General features: G+C 58.1%; 16 protein-coding genes. 4 read left to right on the top strand and 12 right to left on the bottom strand.

The features are described from left to right. Positions 1-2 precede the first annotated feature (2 nt). The 5 genes from cas7e to RI101_06170 are packed head-to-tail and all read right to left on the bottom strand — an operon-like array spanning position 3 to position 5969. The gene (gene cas7e, locus RI101_06190) at positions 3-1157 is read right to left on the bottom strand and encodes a type I-E CRISPR-associated protein Cas7/Cse4/CasC (protein MEC4889635.1); all 1155 of its coding nucleotides are present in this window, start codon (positions 1155-1157) and stop codon (positions 3-5) included. Beyond that, complete coding sequence (casB, locus tag RI101_06185; GenBank protein MEC4889634.1) at positions 1154-1672, bottom strand: type I-E CRISPR-associated protein Cse2/CasB; 519 nt, start codon at positions 1670-1672, stop codon at positions 1154-1156. The genes cas7e and casB overlap by 4 nt, the downstream gene beginning before the upstream one ends. Next, on the bottom strand, positions 1669-3186 hold the full coding sequence (gene casA / locus RI101_06180; GenBank protein MEC4889633.1) for a type I-E CRISPR-associated protein Cse1/CasA: 1518 nt from the start codon (positions 3184-3186) through the stop codon (positions 1669-1671). The genes casB and casA overlap by 4 nt, the downstream gene beginning before the upstream one ends. Continuing rightward, entirely contained in the window at positions 3183-5831 is a 2649-nt protein-coding gene (gene cas3, locus RI101_06175) for a CRISPR-associated helicase Cas3' (protein MEC4889632.1), read from the bottom strand. The genes casA and cas3 overlap by 4 nt, the downstream gene beginning before the upstream one ends. Positions 5832-5834: 3 nt before the next feature. Next, positions 5835-5969 (bottom strand): hypothetical protein, encoded by a 135-nt coding sequence (locus tag RI101_06170; GenBank protein MEC4889631.1) that lies wholly within the window; start codon positions 5967-5969, stop codon positions 5835-5837. Between the two features lie 170 nt (positions 5970-6139). Between RI101_06170 and pgm the strand changes: the two genes are divergently transcribed. Both pgm and RI101_06160 read left to right on the top strand, forming a co-directional pair. Further along, complete coding sequence (gene pgm / locus RI101_06165) at positions 6140-7789, top strand: phosphoglucomutase (alpha-D-glucose-1,6-bisphosphate-dependent) (protein ID MEC4889630.1); 1650 nt, start codon at positions 6140-6142, stop codon at positions 7787-7789. 54 nt (positions 7790-7843) lie between these two features. Then, positions 7844-8635 carry a class I SAM-dependent methyltransferase gene (locus RI101_06160; protein MEC4889629.1) on the top strand — a complete coding sequence of 264 codons (792 nt, stop codon included), beginning with the start codon at positions 7844-7846 and terminating at the stop codon, positions 8633-8635. On the opposite strand, the gene lipA is transcribed toward RI101_06160, so the two are convergent. From lipA to RI101_06130, 6 genes are all read right to left on the bottom strand, one after another. Then, positions 8632-9525: a lipoyl synthase gene (gene lipA, locus RI101_06155; GenBank protein MEC4889628.1), complete on the bottom strand. Its 894-nt coding sequence runs from the start codon at positions 9523-9525 to the stop codon at positions 8632-8634. The genes RI101_06160 and lipA overlap by 4 nt on opposite strands. A gap of 9 nt (positions 9526-9534) precedes the next feature. Then, a complete protein-coding gene (locus tag RI101_06150; GenBank protein ID MEC4889627.1) occupies positions 9535-9897 on the bottom strand; it encodes a hypothetical protein in 363 nt (120 codons plus the stop codon). A 7-nt stretch (positions 9898-9904) separates the two neighbouring features. After that, on the bottom strand, positions 9905-10270 hold the full coding sequence (locus tag RI101_06145; GenBank protein MEC4889626.1) for a hypothetical protein: 366 nt from the start codon (positions 10268-10270) through the stop codon (positions 9905-9907). A 22-nt stretch (positions 10271-10292) separates the two neighbouring features. Further along, a complete protein-coding gene (locus RI101_06140; GenBank protein ID MEC4889625.1) occupies positions 10293-10598 on the bottom strand; it encodes a Rieske 2Fe-2S domain-containing protein in 306 nt (101 codons plus the stop codon). Positions 10599-10615: 17 nt separating this feature from the next. Beyond that, positions 10616-11497 (bottom strand): Mrp/NBP35 family ATP-binding protein, encoded by an 882-nt coding sequence (locus RI101_06135; protein MEC4889624.1) that lies wholly within the window; start codon positions 11495-11497, stop codon positions 10616-10618. A gap of 167 nt (positions 11498-11664) precedes the next feature. Then, positions 11665-12528: a fatty acid desaturase gene (locus tag RI101_06130; protein ID MEC4889623.1), complete on the bottom strand. Its 864-nt coding sequence runs from the start codon at positions 12526-12528 to the stop codon at positions 11665-11667. A gap of 214 nt (positions 12529-12742) precedes the next feature. On the opposite strand from RI101_06130, the gene RI101_06125 reads away from it, so the two are divergent. Continuing rightward, positions 12743-15685 carry a proline dehydrogenase family protein gene (locus RI101_06125; protein MEC4889622.1) on the top strand — a complete coding sequence of 981 codons (2943 nt, stop codon included), beginning with the start codon at positions 12743-12745 and terminating at the stop codon, positions 15683-15685. Here RI101_06125 and RI101_06120 read toward each other — a convergent pair. Beyond that, a complete protein-coding gene (locus RI101_06120) occupies positions 15578-16474 on the bottom strand; it encodes a hypothetical protein (GenBank protein ID MEC4889621.1) in 897 nt (298 codons plus the stop codon). The two genes, RI101_06125 and RI101_06120, sit on opposite strands and share 108 nt — an antisense overlap. Before the next feature lie 121 nt (positions 16475-16595). Between RI101_06120 and RI101_06115 the strand changes: the two genes are divergently transcribed. Further along, positions 16596-17354 carry an SDR family NAD(P)-dependent oxidoreductase gene (locus RI101_06115; GenBank protein MEC4889620.1) on the top strand — a complete coding sequence of 253 codons (759 nt, stop codon included), beginning with the start codon at positions 16596-16598 and terminating at the stop codon, positions 17352-17354. Positions 17355-17368: the final 14 nt, after the last annotated feature.

Genomic DNA, 17368 nt, shown 5'->3' with positions numbered 1-17368 from the left:
CTTTACTCCTTCACAGCAGCAAGACTTTTCTCCAGCAATTCCCTCAAGGTGCTCACCGAGGTTCCGAATCCGTCAAGCTTGGTCTCTGTGAGATTCAACACGAAGGTCTGTCCGTCACCGCCATATACAGTTCTTAGCTTCTTTGCTTTTTCGACAAGCTTCTCTGCAGACACCTTGGTGAGCGATTCATCCTTGCGAACACGAAGCGCTGTTTCAAAGGCATTGGCAAGATTAGACGGCGCAGTATTGCGACGAACAGATACCGCCACAAATTCCGGTTGGTTGTGTGCCGCAAAGGTGTTCTGCTTGCCGGTCGGCTCTGCAACGACAAAGCCCTCTAGAAACGCCCGCAGCCCCTTGACCGCAAGGTCCGTATCCTTTTGGAGATTATCCACCAGTTTCTCCCAATCGACCACAGCATACCGGTAGAAACAGGCCGAGTTGAACTCCACCGTTCCCATCATGTCCGCACCAGCCGTATCCTCTGGCTTCAAGTCATCGACCGCAGTGTAGAAATCAAACTCACGCTCAACCGCATGGGTCGAGATGGCGTGGGCCACCTGACAGGCAGCGTGTTGATTCTTCTCTGGCATATCGGCCAGCATGCGTCCAAAGAGCGCCACATCCACAGCCTTGCCGCCATTGAAGATAGAATCTATACGCTCTTGAATCTCCTTCGGCGCACTGCCAGCAGCAGCCTTTTTCCCTTTCCCTTTGGTCTTTTCACCAGCCTCCTTGGCCTCGGGAATAATCTGGTCCCAGAACTGATGAATCGCTTCAGCCAAAGCAGCTATTTCATTCTGGCCAAGAAAGAGCAGGTATTGAGTCTTGCCTCCTTCAGCGGCTTTAAGTTTGACGTATGACAAGGCAATCTCCGCCTTGGCCAACGTTTCGGCATGTGGGCGCTTGCCATCCAGCCGATCGGCAATGGCCTGATACACCCTCTTGGTCCGCACGGCGAGTTCATCTGGACTGAAAAACCCCTCGCCTTTCTTTTCACCAAAATAACTGCGGACTGCCCGCTTGAGGCACTGACTGGAGACGCGAGCACGGCGAGTGCCGCCGAACCAAGCATCTTTTGGAGCGCCAGTGTCGTCTCGATTCAGGTTCGATGGAGCAAAATGTTGCAGGGCATGGATTTCGATCAAGGTCTTCATGCGGTTTTCTCCTCCTGGGAAATGGATTCTATTTCCATGTCATCTGAGATGTTTCTGTAGAAATCTTGCGCCCACCCGTTCTGAGTGCACTTCCGATCGTCGTTCCAATACAGAAGACCTGTTAGGAGCGCATCAAAATCTATGGGTTGCTCTTTGAGCAGGGCAACCATCTGACGCAGATGGTGAGGCAGCTGATCGCTGTCGGAATCAAGCAGTGTGATGAATCGACGTTCGGTACTGGTGGAGCCACTTGCCACCTGATAAACCGCACATGCCTTTCCGATAGTCATCAGGCCACCTAGACGTTCCTCCCGCCAGTGAGCAGCCCAAAGGCCGGCCACCAGGTAGTGCATCTCCCGCCGCCATGAATTGCCCTCGTCCTTCACGAATGGTTCAACATACGGATACGCGGGCACAAAGGCTCCCGGATCAAACGCCAAACTACGCCGCAGCACCGCGCGCACCTTGGTATCTTTCTGATTGAGGCCTTCCAGCCATTCAATAAATCTCCTCATGCTTCCTCCCTCGCCGGTGTGAGTCTTAGGATTTCCTCGTCGAGTTCTTTCAACTTGGCCCGCACAGGCCCTTCAGCTTTCACCAGCGCTCTGATGGCCCAGGCGTCGCCCATTGAAACCGAATTGCGATGCTGTTCCCATGCCTGTTTGAGAACAGCCCGGACTGAGATAAGCCACTGGCAGCGAATGTCTTCCGAATCACGGTCAAGCGTATACGCGTGAAGAACTTCTTGGAATCGACCCTCTAATGCAGACCAGTACCAGGAATGCACGGGCATTTGTTGCACCACGCTTCTAATATCTTTCTTGTCTGGTGGTCTGTCACCCCGGCTCAGTAGAGCGCGGGCAAAGGCATTTGACGACATCCACAGAGACTTCTGCGACTCTTCTGCACAAGTAAGCAATGTTGTGACTTCTGACCGGATACCGTCCTTGGTTGCCAAAGACACGGGGAAGACAAATTGTTCCATTCGCCAGAAATCTACATTTGCACTTGGCGGGGAGTACCGCAGACCAAGAACCAGCACCGACTTCGGGAGTAAGGTCGGGTTTCTCCCTGCCAGGCGAAGGGCATGCTGAATTGTCTGGGGTGCCAAACCTGTGTCATCGGGGAGTAACGAATCCAAGTCACGCCAGGTTCCGCGCTCCTCCCTGAATTGAACCGGTAACTTCCCATATGTCGGATCAACCTTATAGGGTTGCATCGGATCAGGCTGTTTGGATGAGTTATCAAAGCCCAGTCCGGCAACAAACCTCACCGACGCCACCGCACCTGATAGCAGTTCTTCGAGGTGAATCATCCGAGGCTGCCATGAATAGAGATCTGCATACCCGGCAGCCATCCGTTTTGGTTCAGCCAGTGGCAGGACCTCGGGATTACGTTCCCAAAGCGCCAAATCCCCTTGCAGAACCTCTCGATTCGGATAGGGAATAAGGGCATGACAGAAGGTGTTATGGAGGTTCGCTCCCAAAGGGATGCACATTATGGCGTTTGGCGATGGTGATGGGTAGTACCCTCGCCCCCCGGCGATTGAAAAACTCATGGTGGCAATCAACCAGCGAGCGCACTCCATTGGCTCTCTTGTACCGGGACGCGTCGTGTCCGTGTGATCAAAAAGGACCTTATTGGATGTCGCATTGAATTCTGCTGTCAGCTTGGTCCAAGGCTCAATTTCATTCTTCGGCACATGTGGATTTTGACCAAACGGAAACTTCTCGTGAAACAGCCAGAACCGATCTCTCCACTTTTCGAGATAGGCTCTGATCTTTTCACGAGGCAGCCCATCTCTAAACAATTTCTTGGCTTGGTCGATGTCAGTCGGACCCTCCAGAGCGCGGTACAGGACGGCGAGTAAGAACCTGTGCAAGGAAGCCACGACCAATGGCGACGGGTCTTCGATTGCCGCGATCTCCTTGGCCTGCAACAGGGTGTCTTGAATCCCCAGTTCCTCTCGGCTTCCATTGAGGAATCGAACCGGAATCCACTTCTCATCAATCAGGTTGAATCGGCTCATTCGCTCTCCTTTGCCTCGTACACCAACCCCAGATCCTCATCAAGGCGCACTGTGGTGTCTTCGACCCAGCGCCCATCCGCATCCAGTCGCAGTGGGAAACAGTTGCGCAGAAGCGACGACTCTTTCCAACCTTCTGGCACTCCCAACTTTCTGAGTTGCTGGACTACCCCCTTGCGCGTGAGACTGATGGCTCGCAGAAACCAATCCTTAGATTGAGCAAATTCTGGAATATTCCTTGAATCGAAGGTGTCTTCCGGCCATAAGGGGACCGCTACCACCGAATCCTCGCCCAGTCTGGTCTGGGCCATGAGTGTTCGATGCACACCAGGCTCATCCTCGTCGTAGAGCACAAATCTCGCTGGATCGTTCCAAGACGCATCATCAGGAAAGCCTATGATGGCCTGGTTCGCCTGCCCTGTATGAGCAATGGACTTTCCATCACTGGCCATCAAGGCTTTGTCCAATCGCTCCTGTACGAACTCAGGCACACCGACCTGCTCCTCGTACACCGCCTGCACGAGCGCATCGATCTCGTCCGGAAGCGTGACTTGCTGCTTCCCTCGCAAGAGGTTCCACGTACGCAGCAGGATGTCTTCACGATAGACCGCGCCCCACCAGAGCGGTTTTCCGAACGAAGGAGGCAGGTCATCGCTAAGTCCCGCGACCAGAAGCAGCGGTTCGGATACGGGCCGAGATGGTCGTGCGTGCCTCCACAAACGCCCTGCACGTTGAAGTACAAGATCGATTGGCGCAAGGTCTGTCGCGATCACATCGAAATCCACATCCAGGCTTTGCTCCGCCACTTGAGTTGCAATGAGAATCTTTCGGTCTGTCCGATGCGAGTCCTTCCCAAAGGTCTCGATTGCCAGCTCTTCCCGTTGTTGCCGCTGGTCTGCTGGAAAGCGCGCATGGAACAAGAACACGTACGTTCCATTTGCCAAACGTTTGCCGACACGTTGTCCGTCGCGCTCAAGAGGCTCGCCGTCTGAAAATAATCGGTATAGGTCCTGCGCCCGCTGCACCGTATTGAGCAACGCCAAGCCCATTCCTCCCTGGGCAAGACATGTCTCTAGGGCCGCACGCATATCGGACAAGTCTGGAGTAAGGGCTTGCAGCCGCACTGTCTGGCGACGAGCCGGATCAGCCTGAAAATGTTTTTGGCGTACTTTTTCCCCATGCTGAAAGACAGACAGGCGCGGATATTCAGCCTCTTGCTCGGGCAATGTGTTGGTTACGACCGTGGCCAACTTCCGACGAATCGATGGCGGCAGCGTTGCCGAAAGAAGAACTACTGATGATCCAAGTGCCAGAAGCCAGCGTAGCAAGTGAATGAGAAGGGTGCCTGTATAGGCGTCATAGGCATGGATTTCATCAAAGACGACCACCCGATTCGCGAGCCCCCAGAGGCGAACGAAATTGTGTCGCACCGGCAGAATGGGCAGTAGCGCTTGATCTACCGTTCCCACGCCGTATTCAGAAAGCAGCGCCCGCTTCTTGTTTGTAAACCATTCTCCGGCTCGAACCTGCCCCTCTTTCTCATCCCATATACCGGTTGGCTTCAATTGCTGGAATGCGTCGTTGAGTAATGCCCCGCCATGCACGAGTTGGAGATCAAGACTTCTATTCAACCCTTGATCGCACAAGAACTTCAGAGTCCGTTTGAACATTGCGTTACCAGTCGCCTTGGTCGGCAATGCGATGTACAAGCCACGATGTCCGAATCGTCGCTGCAGCTCCAGATGGGCAAAAAAGGCTGCCTCTGTCTTGCCCTCCCCCATTGGCGCCTCAAGAAGCAGAATAGCGGGCCCCTTCAACTCAGTGAGTGCTTCGGCAACAGTCTGCTGCAATGGACGAGGAACAAAGCCAGATCCAAATACCTCCGAAAATGACTTCGTTTTTTTAGCCAGCGGAATTCTGGGTTCCCATCCGATTGCATTCAGAGCTTGCTCGGCACAAGCTCTTCGCGCTTCAAACCACGATTTCAAATCGCGACAGTCTGCGGGATTCCCGAACTTAAACCACGCTTCGTTCGAACCAATCCAATCGGCAAAACTCGTGAGTCCCGCTAGCAGCATAAAATCGGGACCAGATAGTTTCTCTTTGGTTGGGGTAATTGTTGGTTTCAGAACCTCCACGAGCGCATCTAGAATGTCATGCCGTACCGCCGACCACTCATCTTTTCCGATGGCCCGTCTATCACCACTCAAAAGGTCAAGGGCGGTCGGGGATGCCCGTTCTCCATGATGGCACCCAACTGCATCGCCCGCTAACTCCGCCAAGTCGTCTAACCATCCCTGTCCCAGCAACCAAGCTGACAATGCAATCTGGCTAACAAAGGCGTGGTTGATGTCGGTGTTTGGACTTCTTCCTCCATCCAGGCTGGATAAATTCATCCACTTACATTGAAATCCAGGACAAGCCTTCCCTAAGTCATGGCAGGCGATCAAAAACAACAACCACGGTCTGGCTTGCTCCCACTCCAGCCCCAAGATCGCTGCTATTCTCGTGCGAGTCGATTCCGGTTCGCGAACCAGAATAGCCTCTGCACTTGCAGCCACATCCAGCATGTGGAGGATAAGCGGATGCCACCGGCCATCATTATCCCGAGAAGTTTTCGCCCAAAGGTTTACTGCCGCCTGGGTCATCACTTATTCAACGGCCCGCAGATGTGTTTCATACTCATGGATGGCGAACGATCCGTCGTCGTTCCGGCGGACATGGGCGAGGTGGCGTCTCGCCTCAGGATGAAGCGCAGGCTGGCTGGAACTGTCGTGCGGGCTCATGCGTACTCTCTCGGATCCCTCACCGCGCTCTCGACAAACAGGCCGGAAAACCATATCCTATTCGTATCGTAAAGTCATCCCGCTGAGTTCGTCCGTCGATGATAATTCCCTGTATTTAGACCCTGTCGAGGAGGCACTGCTTCCTGGATGAGGAAATGTGTGAGGACGCAATGAGGCATCATCCGCTTGCTGGAAAACCCGCTCCCACAGACATGCTGGCTGATATTCCCGCGCTTGTGGATCGCTACCACAGCTTGAGGCCTGATCCGGCCTGCCGTGAGCAGCGGGTCGCCTTCGGCACCTCTGGCCACCGTGGATCATCCCTCAAGGGATCCTTTAATGAATCGCATATTTTGGCTGTGACTCAAGCCGTTTGTGAATACCGGCTCGGACAACACACGTCCGGTCCACTCTATCTCGGCAAGGATACTCATGCCCTCTCAGAGCCAGCCTGGACGACGGCCATGGAGGTGTTGGCAGCCAATGGCGTGGAGGTCATGATCGATAAGGACGGCGGGTTTACTCCGACCCCGGTCATCTCCCATGCGATCCTCTCGTACAACAAAGGAAGGACGGACGGGCTGGCCGATGGCATCGTCATCACCCCATCACACAATCCACCGGAAGACGGCGGCATCAAGTACAACCCACCGCAGGGCGGACCGGCCGACACGCACGTCACCAAGTGGATCGAAGAACGGGCCAATGCGTTACTCGAAGCAAGCCTGCAAGGCGTCAAACGCATGCCCATCGCCGCGGCACGCCGTGCGAGCACGACACACCGGCACGACTATATCAGCGCCTATGTGGGCGATCTCAAGTCTGTGATCGACATGGAGGCAATCAAAGCCTCCACGCTCAAGCTGGGCATCGACCCGCTCGGAGGCTCAGGCATTGCCTACTGGCAACCGATTGCCGACCGCTATGGCTTGCATATCGAGAATGTGAACCCGACCGTCGATCCCACCTTTCGCTTCATGCCGCTGGATTGGGACGGCAAGATCAGGATGGATTGCTCCTCTCCCTATGCGATGGCGAACTTGATTGCCCTGAAAGATCGCTTCGATGTGGCATTTGGGAATGACGCGGACAACGACCGCCACGGCATTGTCACCAGGACCGCCGGCTTGATGAATCCGAATCACTACCTAGCCGTCTCCATCGCCTATCTCTTTGCCCATCGCCCTGGATGGAATGCTGGCGCCGGGATCGGCAAAACACTGGTGAGCAGCAGCCTCATCGATCGCGTGGCCGCAAAGCTCAAACGGACGCTGGTCGAGGTGCCGGTCGGCTTCAAATGGTTTGTCAGCGGATTGCTGGACGGCTCCCTCGGATTTGGTGGCGAAGAAAGCGCGGGCGCCTCCTTCCTGCGCCACGATGGCACCGTCTGGGCAACCGACAAAGACGGCATCATTATGGATCTCTTGGCCGCCGAGATGATGGCAAAGACCGGGAAAGACCCCTCACAACTCTACCGCGAGCTCACCGATGAATTAGGCGAACCGGTCTACGAGCGAATCGATGCCTCGGCCACACCGGAACAAAAAGCTATTCTCTCCAAGCTCTCCCCTGAGCAGGTGAAGGCCACCGAATTGGCCGGTGATCAGATCGTCGCCATGATGACCGCGGCCCCCGGCAACGGCGCGGCGATCGGCGGATTGAAAGTCGTCACCGCGCACGGCTGGTTCGCCGCCCGTCCGTCAGGGACCGAAGATGTGTACAAGCTGTATGCCGAAAGTTTCCGCGGAAGAGATCACCTCAAGCAAATTCAGGACGAAGCCCAGACCCTCATCGCCAAGGCCTTGGCCCTGGCAACATAGACGTCGTATAGCTCACGCATTCTGACAATAGAACGAAGAAATGGACGTGAGCGGATGACCGAGCATACAGTCCGTTGGCCTCTTCCAGCACACGACTATTGGTCCACGCCGTTTGCGGAATCGTTGCTTCGCCATCTTGATCTCCGTCCAGGGTTGCGAATCCTCGACATCGCATCCGGCCACGGCATTCCCGCATTGTATCTGGCTGAACAGGTTGGCCCGACGGGACAGGTTCTGGCCGTCGATTTGAGTCAGCATCAAGTCGCTCGCGCCAGAGCCATTCAAGGCTCACAGCTCCCCTGGCTGCGCTTCGACTGCGCCGACATGCGCGCGCTGCCTGGCGGCCTTCCCAAGTTTGATCGCATCACCGGCAATCTCTCGGTCATGTTCTTCCGTCCCAACCGCTTGGAGGCAATACGAGGCTTGAGTGAGCACCTCGCACCCGGTGGTCAAATCGTGCTGACATTCCCTTCGCTGGGAACGTTTGATTCGCTCTGGCAACGCGTTGAGCAGGACATGGTACGGCAGAGCTTGGCAAGGGAACGCGTGCGATTTCAGGAGTATCTTGCCGAGCGTCCATCTGTGAAGGAGGCACGTGGCTGGCTGGAGTGGCTAGGGCTAGAACGAATCGAAGCGGTGGAGTACCCACTTGAGATTGCCACAGGCCCAGGCCGTGAGTTTCTGCACCATCCCCTGCTCCGAGGCGGATTTCTTGATGACGTGTACGAATGCTTTGAGAATCAGTCTCTGGCAGACCAGTTTATGAACGGGATCGCAGAGCAGGTGCCTCAATTTGTTCCACTGATCGCACAGCGCTGCGTGATCTCGGGATGGAAGAGAATCTAGGTCGACGCCACCTGCTGCTCGGCATGGTACGAACTGCGCACGAGGGGGCCGGACTCGACGTGAGTAAATCCCATCGCCAATCCCTCCTCTTTGAGTGCCGCGAATTCGGAAGGGTCATAATATTTTGCAACGGGCAGATGGTCTCTCGTCGGCTGGAGATATTGTCCGATGGTGAAGATGTCGCAATGGACCGATCGCAAGGCCTGCATGACTTCACGGGCTTCATCCAGCGTTTCGCCCATCCCGAGAATCAGTCCAGACTTGGTCGTCATGCCCAGCTGCTTGGCCAGTCTAAGAAGTTCAAGCGATCGTTGATATTTCCCTTGCGGCCTCAGCGAAGGGAATAACCGTCTCACCGTTTCAATATTGTGATTCAGAATCTCCGGCTGCTCGGCGCAGACAGCCGCAAGGGCCGCCTCATTTCCTTCAAAGTCCGGGATCAAGACTTCAATGGTGCATGCGGGACTCAGCTGCCTGGCTTGCCGAATCGTCTCGGCAAAGATCGCGGCGCCGCCGTCTTCCAACTCATCCCGGTTCACCGATGTGATGACCGCATGGCGCAGGCCAAGCGCCTGGATTGCTTCGGCGACTCGCTGAGGCTCTCCATGATCGACCGCCACGGGCCGCCCCGTTTCGACCGAACAGTAGTGGCAGCGTCTAGTACAGATGTCGCCAAGGATGAGGAAGGTGGCCGTGCGCGCATTCCAGCATTCCCAGCGATTGGGGCAGCGGGCTTCTTCGCAGATCGTGTGGAGCTTGAGCCGGTCCATCGTCTGCTTGATGTCGAGATAGTCCTGGCCGGTTTTGGCCTCGACCTTGAACCAGGAAGGCAGTCGCGGGCGGCTGATCGCCGACGAGGACCGAAGCTGCTCCAGCGAGATAAAACTCATGGCCGATGGTTACTCTTTCGCGGCACGTGGACGGAACCAACTGAGGAGTCTTGTCATGAGCCCTTCCGGCTCCGGGTCCGGCTGCGGATCCTGGTATTCGACCCAGGCCTCTTGCGAGCCCAGATACACCCCGCCGCGAAAGCTCATTTGCGTGCGTAATTGCCGGTACCCATGCGCGTGGAGCGTCTGGATCAGCAGCCTGAGCGCCGCGTCCTGCGTCGCCTGGAACGGGCTTTCGACGCGAGTCGTTTCATACCGAAAGACGGCGCAGTAGCCCTCTTCCCTCTGCTCAAATTCGATCGGGCGGCTGAACCCACGCAGCCGAACATCAAAGCCGGCCAATTGATGTTTATCAAGTCCGGGCTGGCCCATAGGATGGCTACTCTAAGGCGCGGAACACTGCGACCAGGTCGCTCAGCGCCAAGGTCTTGTGCCTGAGGATCGCGCGTTCTGCCTGGATAGACTCGCGGGTCTTGGCATCGGCGGCGCCAGACTTCAAACAGGCCGCGCCGAGCGCCAAGATGCGGTCGCACTCTTCCCCGAGCTTTTTCTTCACCACGGGATTCACCGCAAGAATCTCCATGAGCTGCCGTCTGGTCTCGGTCAGGTGACCTTGGAGTTCTGAGTCCGGGTAGCTCTTGCGAGCCACCTCATCGAAGCAGCGGTCGAGGTATTGGGCCAGAAACACGTACAGGCGAACGAGTGCGGCCGCGATATCGACTTGTTCTGTTGCTGAGGTGGCCATGAGCCCTCTTTCTGTCGATCGGTTAGAGCAAGACTTTGATGTCAGCCCCTTCGACCTTCACTTGGTAGACATCAACTTTGGCCGATGGATTCTTCACGCATTCGCCCGTGGCGATGTTGAACTGCCAGCCGTGCCAGGGACAGGCCACGACATGGCCCTCCACGTCGCCTTCGCCGAGCGGCCCGCCCCGATGCACGCAGGTGTTATCGATCGCGTGAAAGGTGCCGTCCACATTGAATACCGCGAGGGTCTTGCCGCCCACTTCCGCCACAATGCCATGGCCCGGTTGCACATCAGCTGTGCCGGCCACACGTACGAATTCTCCCATCTGACGCCTCCGTCGAGTTATGAGCTTTTAGTAAAGGGCTGTTTCAGTTTATCGAGCAAGTTCCCGATGGAGGGCTTGCCCTGGTCGGCAGGGCCGCCGACCGCGGCGATGATTTTCTGCGCAATCTCACGAAACGCGGCGGCCTGGGGCGAAGCCGGATTGGCCGTTACGATGGGATGGCCGGTGTCTCCGCCGTCGCGAATCGCCGGATCGATGGGAATGCGGCCGAGGAACGGAATGCCCAGCTTCTCCGCCGCGCGCTCGCCACCGCCGTAGGAAAAAATCTCCGTGCGTTCGCCGCAATGGCCGCACACGAAGTGGCTCATGTTTTCGACGATGCCCAGCAGCGGCACATTCACCTTCTGAAACATCGCCATGCCCTTGCGCACATCGTACAGGGCCACTTCCTGCGGCGTGGTGACGGTGATGGCGCCGGCCAGCGGAACCATTTGCGACAGCGACAACTGGACGTCGCCGGTGCCGGGCGGCAAGTCGATCAACAGATAGTCCAGTTCGCCCCAGAGCACATCTCGGAAAAAGGCCTGGAGGTATTGATGGACCATCGGGCCGCGCCAGACAAGCGGCGCTTCTTCCGGAACGAGGAAGGCCATGGAGATCAGTTTCACGCCATGGCTTTCGACGGGAACGATCTTCCCGTCTTTTTGCCCGGGGCCTGAGGTGCTCCCCATCATCATCGGGATGTTGGGACCATAGAGGTCCGCGTCCAAGAGACCGACTTTGGCGCCAGTGAGCGCCAAGGCGCAGGCCAAATTAGCCGAGACGGTGGACTTGCCCACGCCGCCCTTGCCGCTGCTGACCGCAATAATATGTTTTACGCCGGCGATGAGCGCATCTTTCGGTTGCGCCTGCGGAGCGCCTCCCGAATGTTCGTCAGCCATACTGTGTTCCTCCCGCTCTATGTGTGTGCCGCGACCAGCAATCTGGCCGCTGGCCGTCAGGATACGATCCTCTGTCCGGTCATCATAAGCGATGGCGTACGTGAAATGAAATGGGCCGGTCGGACCATCGTGTGGTATGGCCCGACCGGGGAAGACTCGCCTGGAAGCTAGAATACCGTGGGGTCGAGGCGGCGCAGATTGGTCGCCAGTCCGAATAGCGAGAGGGTATAAATGATCCACTTCGAGGGGTCGAAATTATACCATTCAGGACCGTTCCGGTAATCGCGGGCATAGGTGTGGTGGTAGTTGTGATACCCCTCCCCGAAGCTCACGAAGGAGATGAGCCAGCTATCCCGGCTGCTGTCTTGCGTGCCATGCGGCTGGCTGCCGATCATGTGGCAGAGCGAATTGATCGTAAATGTCGAGTTCAGCACCAGAAACATGCGCAAGAGTCCGCCCATCAAGAGCGCGCTGATCCCACCCATCAAATTGCCATGCCACCAGAGGCCGAGGGCAAACGGCAACACCAGCCCGGAGAGGACGATCAGCCAGTAATAGCGATGCTGCCAGAGAATTACCGGATCGCGGCGGAGGCGGATTTCATATTTGTCGGTGCGATGAGGTGTTTCGTAAAAAAGCCAGCCGCAGTGGCTATGCCAAAATCCCTTGCTGGCATTGTAGGGGTCCTCGTCCGTGTCGGTCTTGGCATGATGGCGAATGTGGTCGGCGCACCAGATCAAGGCGGAGTTCTGCAGCGCCCATCCGCCCACGATCAAAATGATGCGCTTCACCCAGTCGGGACACTCGAAACTCCGGTGTGAGACCAACCGATGGTACCCCACCGTAATACCCAGCCCGGTCACAATGTACATGACGAAGAAGAGAATCCAATCAAAGAGGGCAAACCCGACGTAGTAGCCGTAGAGCGGAATGCCGATCAACGTGGCGGCGACCACGACACAAAAGAGCGTGAAATTCGTGTACGAGAAGGCAGTCCGATCTGTCGAGACAGGCTGGTCGGTCGCGGTCATTCTTCCTCCTGAAGATAAAATTCATACGGTCCACCCTAGCCGGTCTCCGGTGAACAAGCTTATCTTTCGCATGTTAAACGAAATGGATGGAATTGTTCAACCGGCACACTGCACAGAGCCTTCACCATGAGAGGTCCCGCTGAGGGAATCGAGCGCTGATACGAATCGGATGGAGTATACTGCAACCACCTCATGGCAACGAGAGGAGCGCAGGATGGCAAATTCCCACTCACTCGAACCGGCGATTCTCCGTATCGGAGCGCACTTGGCTCAACTCTCCGCCGGCCTCTCTCCGACTCTCTTCGAGCGCCGTTGGTGGTCCCACGCGGCGATCAATCTGGCCATGAAGGATCCGGCGTTCAAAACGCGCCTCTTCCGCTTCATCGATGTCCTGCCGGCGGTGGCCGACGATGCCCGTGTCGTCTCACTGGCAGAGGAGTATTTCGGCCAAGTCGATACTGAACTCTTTGGCCTTCAGTGGGGATTGAAGACGCTCGCATCGACCGGGATCGGCGCGCGAATGACCGGCAAAGCCATCCGTCACCACGTCGAGCAAATGGCGCGCCTCTTTATCGCCGGAGCCACGGTTGCGGAAGCAGCGCCTGTCTTCGCGCGCTTGTGGACAGAGGGGCGGACCTGGTCCGTTGACCTTCTGGGGGAAGCGACGATCAGCGAGACCGAGGCAGATCAGTACCGCGATCGCTGCCTGGAGGCATTGACCACCCTGAGCCAGGCAGCAGCTTCCTGGGCGCCCTCCCCGCGGCTGGAGCGGGATCATCTTGGCCCCTTGCCGCGAGTCCAGCTCTCGCTCAAAATTTCTGCGCTGACCTCGCGGCTGGATGCGATCGACCCGGAGGGCTGCTATCGCGCCGTGGCAGCCAGGCTTCGGCCCATCGTGGATCTCGCGGCAGCGACCGCTTGCGGATTGATCTTCGACATGGAGCAAGCCGACACGAAAGACCTGCTGCGCTCGATCTTCACGCGATTGTTCGCCGAACCGGCCTATCGGTCTTATCCCCATGCCGGCCTCGCGCTGCAAGCCTATCATCGCGAGACCGAGCAGGACATTCATGATCTCCTGTCCTGGGTGCGCGCACGCGGGACGCCCATCACGATTCGCCTGGTCAAAGGCGCCTATTGGGATTCGGACACCGTCCGGTATCGCCAAGCCGGATGGCCGGTACCGCTGTTCGAACAGAAAGCCGAGACAGATGCCCACTATGAATCGCTGGCCCATACGATCCTCCAGCACTCACCGCTCATCCGTCCCGCCTTCGGCACCCATAACCTGCGCACGCTGGCGGTCATTGAGGCGGTCGCGGAGTCGCTCAGGCTCGCACCGGAGACGGTTGAATATCAGATGATCTACGGCATGGCCGAACCGTTTCAACATGCGATGGTCACACTCGGCCGCCGGGTGCGGCTCTACACACCGGTGGGGCGCTTGTTGCCGGGCATGGCCTATTTGGTTCGCCGCTTGCTCGAAAACACATCCAACGAATCCTTTCTCCGCAAAGAATATGTCGAGTCCCAGTCGCTCGCGACGCTCTTGGCGCCGCCGGCGGTGCTCAGCCAACCGAGTGCTCCCGCATCATCGGATGGGTTCCGGAATGAGCCGCACAGCGATTTCTCACGCCTGCCTCTGCGGACTGCGATGCAGGATGCGATCACGTCAGTGCGGGCGCGCAAAGGAAATATTCTGGAGCCGGCCACGAACGCTCTCCGTCTGAACGGGCCGCTGATGGAGTCGCACAATCCGGCACAGCCGGACGACATCGTTGCCACGGTGCGAACGGCATCGGAGGCAGATATCGAATCGGCCGTGCGTCTGGCCCAGTCCCATGCCGAGACCTGGCATCGCCGCCCTGCCGACGAGCGGGTGGCCGTCATGAAGCACGCGGCGGCGCTGATGCGCACACGGCGGTATGAACTGGCGGCCTGGGAGATCGTCGAGGTGGGCAAACCTTGGCGGGAAGCGGATGCGGATGTCGCCGAAGCCATCGACTTCCTCGAATACTACGCGAGCCACATGGAACGGTTGGCACAGCCGCTTAAGCTTGGAGACCGGCCAGGCGAGCTCAACCACCGGGTGTATGGGCCGCGTGGCGTGGCGGCAGTCATCGCGCCCTGGAATTTTCCCCTCGCCATTCCCACCGGCATGGTGGCGGCGGCGCTGGTGACCGGAAATACGGTCCTGTTCAAACCGTCGGAACGGGCGCCGCTGATGGGCCGGTTGCTGACCGATATTCTTCTTGAGGCCGGCGTCCCGCCAGAGGCGCTGATGTGCCTTCCTGGTGGACCGGAGATCGGGCGAGCGTTGGTGGGTCGTCCGGAAGTCTCAACGATTGCCTTCACCGGCTCAAAAGCTGTGGGGCTGCAGATTCTCGCCGGTGCGGCGGCCGTCCAACCAGGCCAACGGCACGTCAAGCGGGTCATCGCGGAGATGGGCGGGAAGAACGCGATCATCGTCGATGACTCAGCGGATCTCGATGAAGCCATTCTTGGCGTGGTGGCCTCTTTCACCGGATACGCCGGCCAGAAGTGCTCGGCCTGTTCGCGCGCCATTGTGCATGAGTCGGTGTACGAGCCATTTCTCTCTCGTTTGAACGACGCCGTCATGAGTCTCACGATCGGCGATCCGCGTGATCCCGGCACGCAGGTCGGCCCGGTCATCGATGCCAGAGCGAAACAGCGCATCGAGGAGTGCATTGCGGCAGGCGCACGAGAGGGCCGCCTGCTGGTTCGCCGCTCGTCCGAAGGGCCCGGCTTCTTCGTCGGACCAACCGTGGTGGCGGAGGTGAAGCCCCATCATCGTCTCGCGCAAGAGGAAATATTCGGCCCGGTGCTGGCGGTGATGAAAGCTGCCGATATGGAGGAGGCGCTCGAGATCGCGAATGGGACGGCCTATGCCCTCACCGGCGGCATCTATTCGCGCAGCCCGGCCAATCTGGCGCTGGCGCGAGCGCGGTTCGACGTGGGGAATCTCTATGTCAACCGGCCGATCACCGGCGCCTTGGTGGGCCGCCAGCCGTTCGGCGGACATCGGCTGTCAGGAGTGGGGGCGAAGGCGGGAGGAGAGGACTACCTGGCGCAATTCATGATCAGCCGGGTCATCAGTGAGAATACCCTCCGCCGCGGGTTCGAGGCGGCTGACTGACCCGCGCGCCGGCGCGATGCGGTATTCTTCCAGTTCTTCCATAATTTCGGTCACCACGCCCCGGTCTTCCTTCACGGTCGAGAGTTCCTGCCGCTCGACATACTTCACCAGCCCGACCCCTTTGGCAAACCAGGCCGTCATCACATCGGTCCCGCGAGCGGACTTCTCCCCTCCCGACAGGTGAATCTGCATGATCATGCGCGCTTCCACCTTGACGGTATCGTGAAACGTGCCGGCCGGCACCGTGACGCTTTCACGGCCCACCACACTGGACCAGCCCTTCACATCCACCGTTTCATCGGTGCCATCGCGATCCATATCGGCGCCGAAGTCCAGTCCCGCACGGTCGAACTGCTGGAAGGAGGACGGGGCCTTCATCGGAAACCGGACGATCTGATAGGGCGTGATTTGTTTTTCGAGCGGCGTGCCGGGATCGGAGCCATAATACACAATGCCGACGACATCGCGCCGATAGTAGCTCTCCGATTCGCCATGGTTGCCGGGATTGCTGTCGTGAAAGACAGTGACGGTGATGCCGTTCAGGTTCTTCGTGCCGGTGACCTCGGACACATTCGAAAAGTATTTGAGGTCGATAGTTTGGATCGGGCCTTCGGAAATCTGCCCGCGATACTGCCAGCGGTTGCCGATCTGGTCGGGAAAGTAGTCGGCGGATTGGGCAATCGGCAGGGCCTCTTCAGCCGCCACGCAGACACGGTGATCGAATGCCGCCGTCGCCACGAGCAGCCCCGTAAGAGCCCATGCGAAGAATGTCCTTGATCTGTGCCGCATGCATCCCCTCCTCTGTTGAAAAGGACCGTATCATAGGACTTGCAGAGGCAGCAAGAAGAGCCTGGTATCAGACGGCAGAGACTTGCGTTGCGGATGGGCTGCTTTCATAATCCCTTTCTCTATGGCTTCTCCCCCACGAACAGTCCGAGCGAAACACACGACTCGCCCATCGGTCTTGGTGACCGGAGCCTCAGGTGGCATCGGGCGGGCGGTCTGCCTGGCCTTTGCCGCAGCCGGCTGGCATATCGGCGTACATTACCATCGCCGCAAGGCCGAAGCAGAGAAGACCTTGCGAGCGGTCCAGATCACGGGGGGAACCGGCGCGCTCTATGAGGCTGACGTTCGTGAGGCTGACGCAGTTCGCCGCATGGTCGAGACATTCTGCCAGCAGACGCCACCCCCCTATGCGTTCATCTGCAATGCGGGGGTCGCGGCGAGCAGCCTTCTGGTACGCCAATCGGAAGAACAGTGGGCCGACGTGATGCAGACGAATCTGACCGGCACCTTCCACTGTTTGCAGGCCATGGCTCCTCCCCTGCTGGCGCACGGCGGCGGCTCGATTGTCGTCATCGGCTCGCATGCGGGATTCCACGGATCGACCGGACAAGCCGCCTATGCCACGTCGAAAGCCGGCCTGATTGGACTCGTCAAAACGGCGGCACGCGAATGGGGACCGCAGAACGTGCGCGTCAATCTCGTCTTGCCCGGCTGGCAGCAGACCAGTATGGCCGAGGATGCCACGCTCGACCAGCGAGACTGGCAAGACCATGCGCTCCGCCGGCCACCGGCCCTTGAGGAAGTGGCACGCACGATTGTCTATGTGGCTCAGCTCAACGATATGTCTGGCCAGGTGTGGAATTGCGATAGCCGGGACTTGTGAGAAAAGAGCAGAGA

Origin of the sequence: Nitrospira sp. (genome assembly GCA_035968315.1) — a bacterium.
In the GTDB taxonomy this organism is placed as follows: domain Bacteria; phylum Nitrospirota; class Nitrospiria; order Nitrospirales; family Nitrospiraceae; genus Nitrospira_D.
This window is presented reverse-complemented; position numbering and strand designations above follow the sequence as displayed.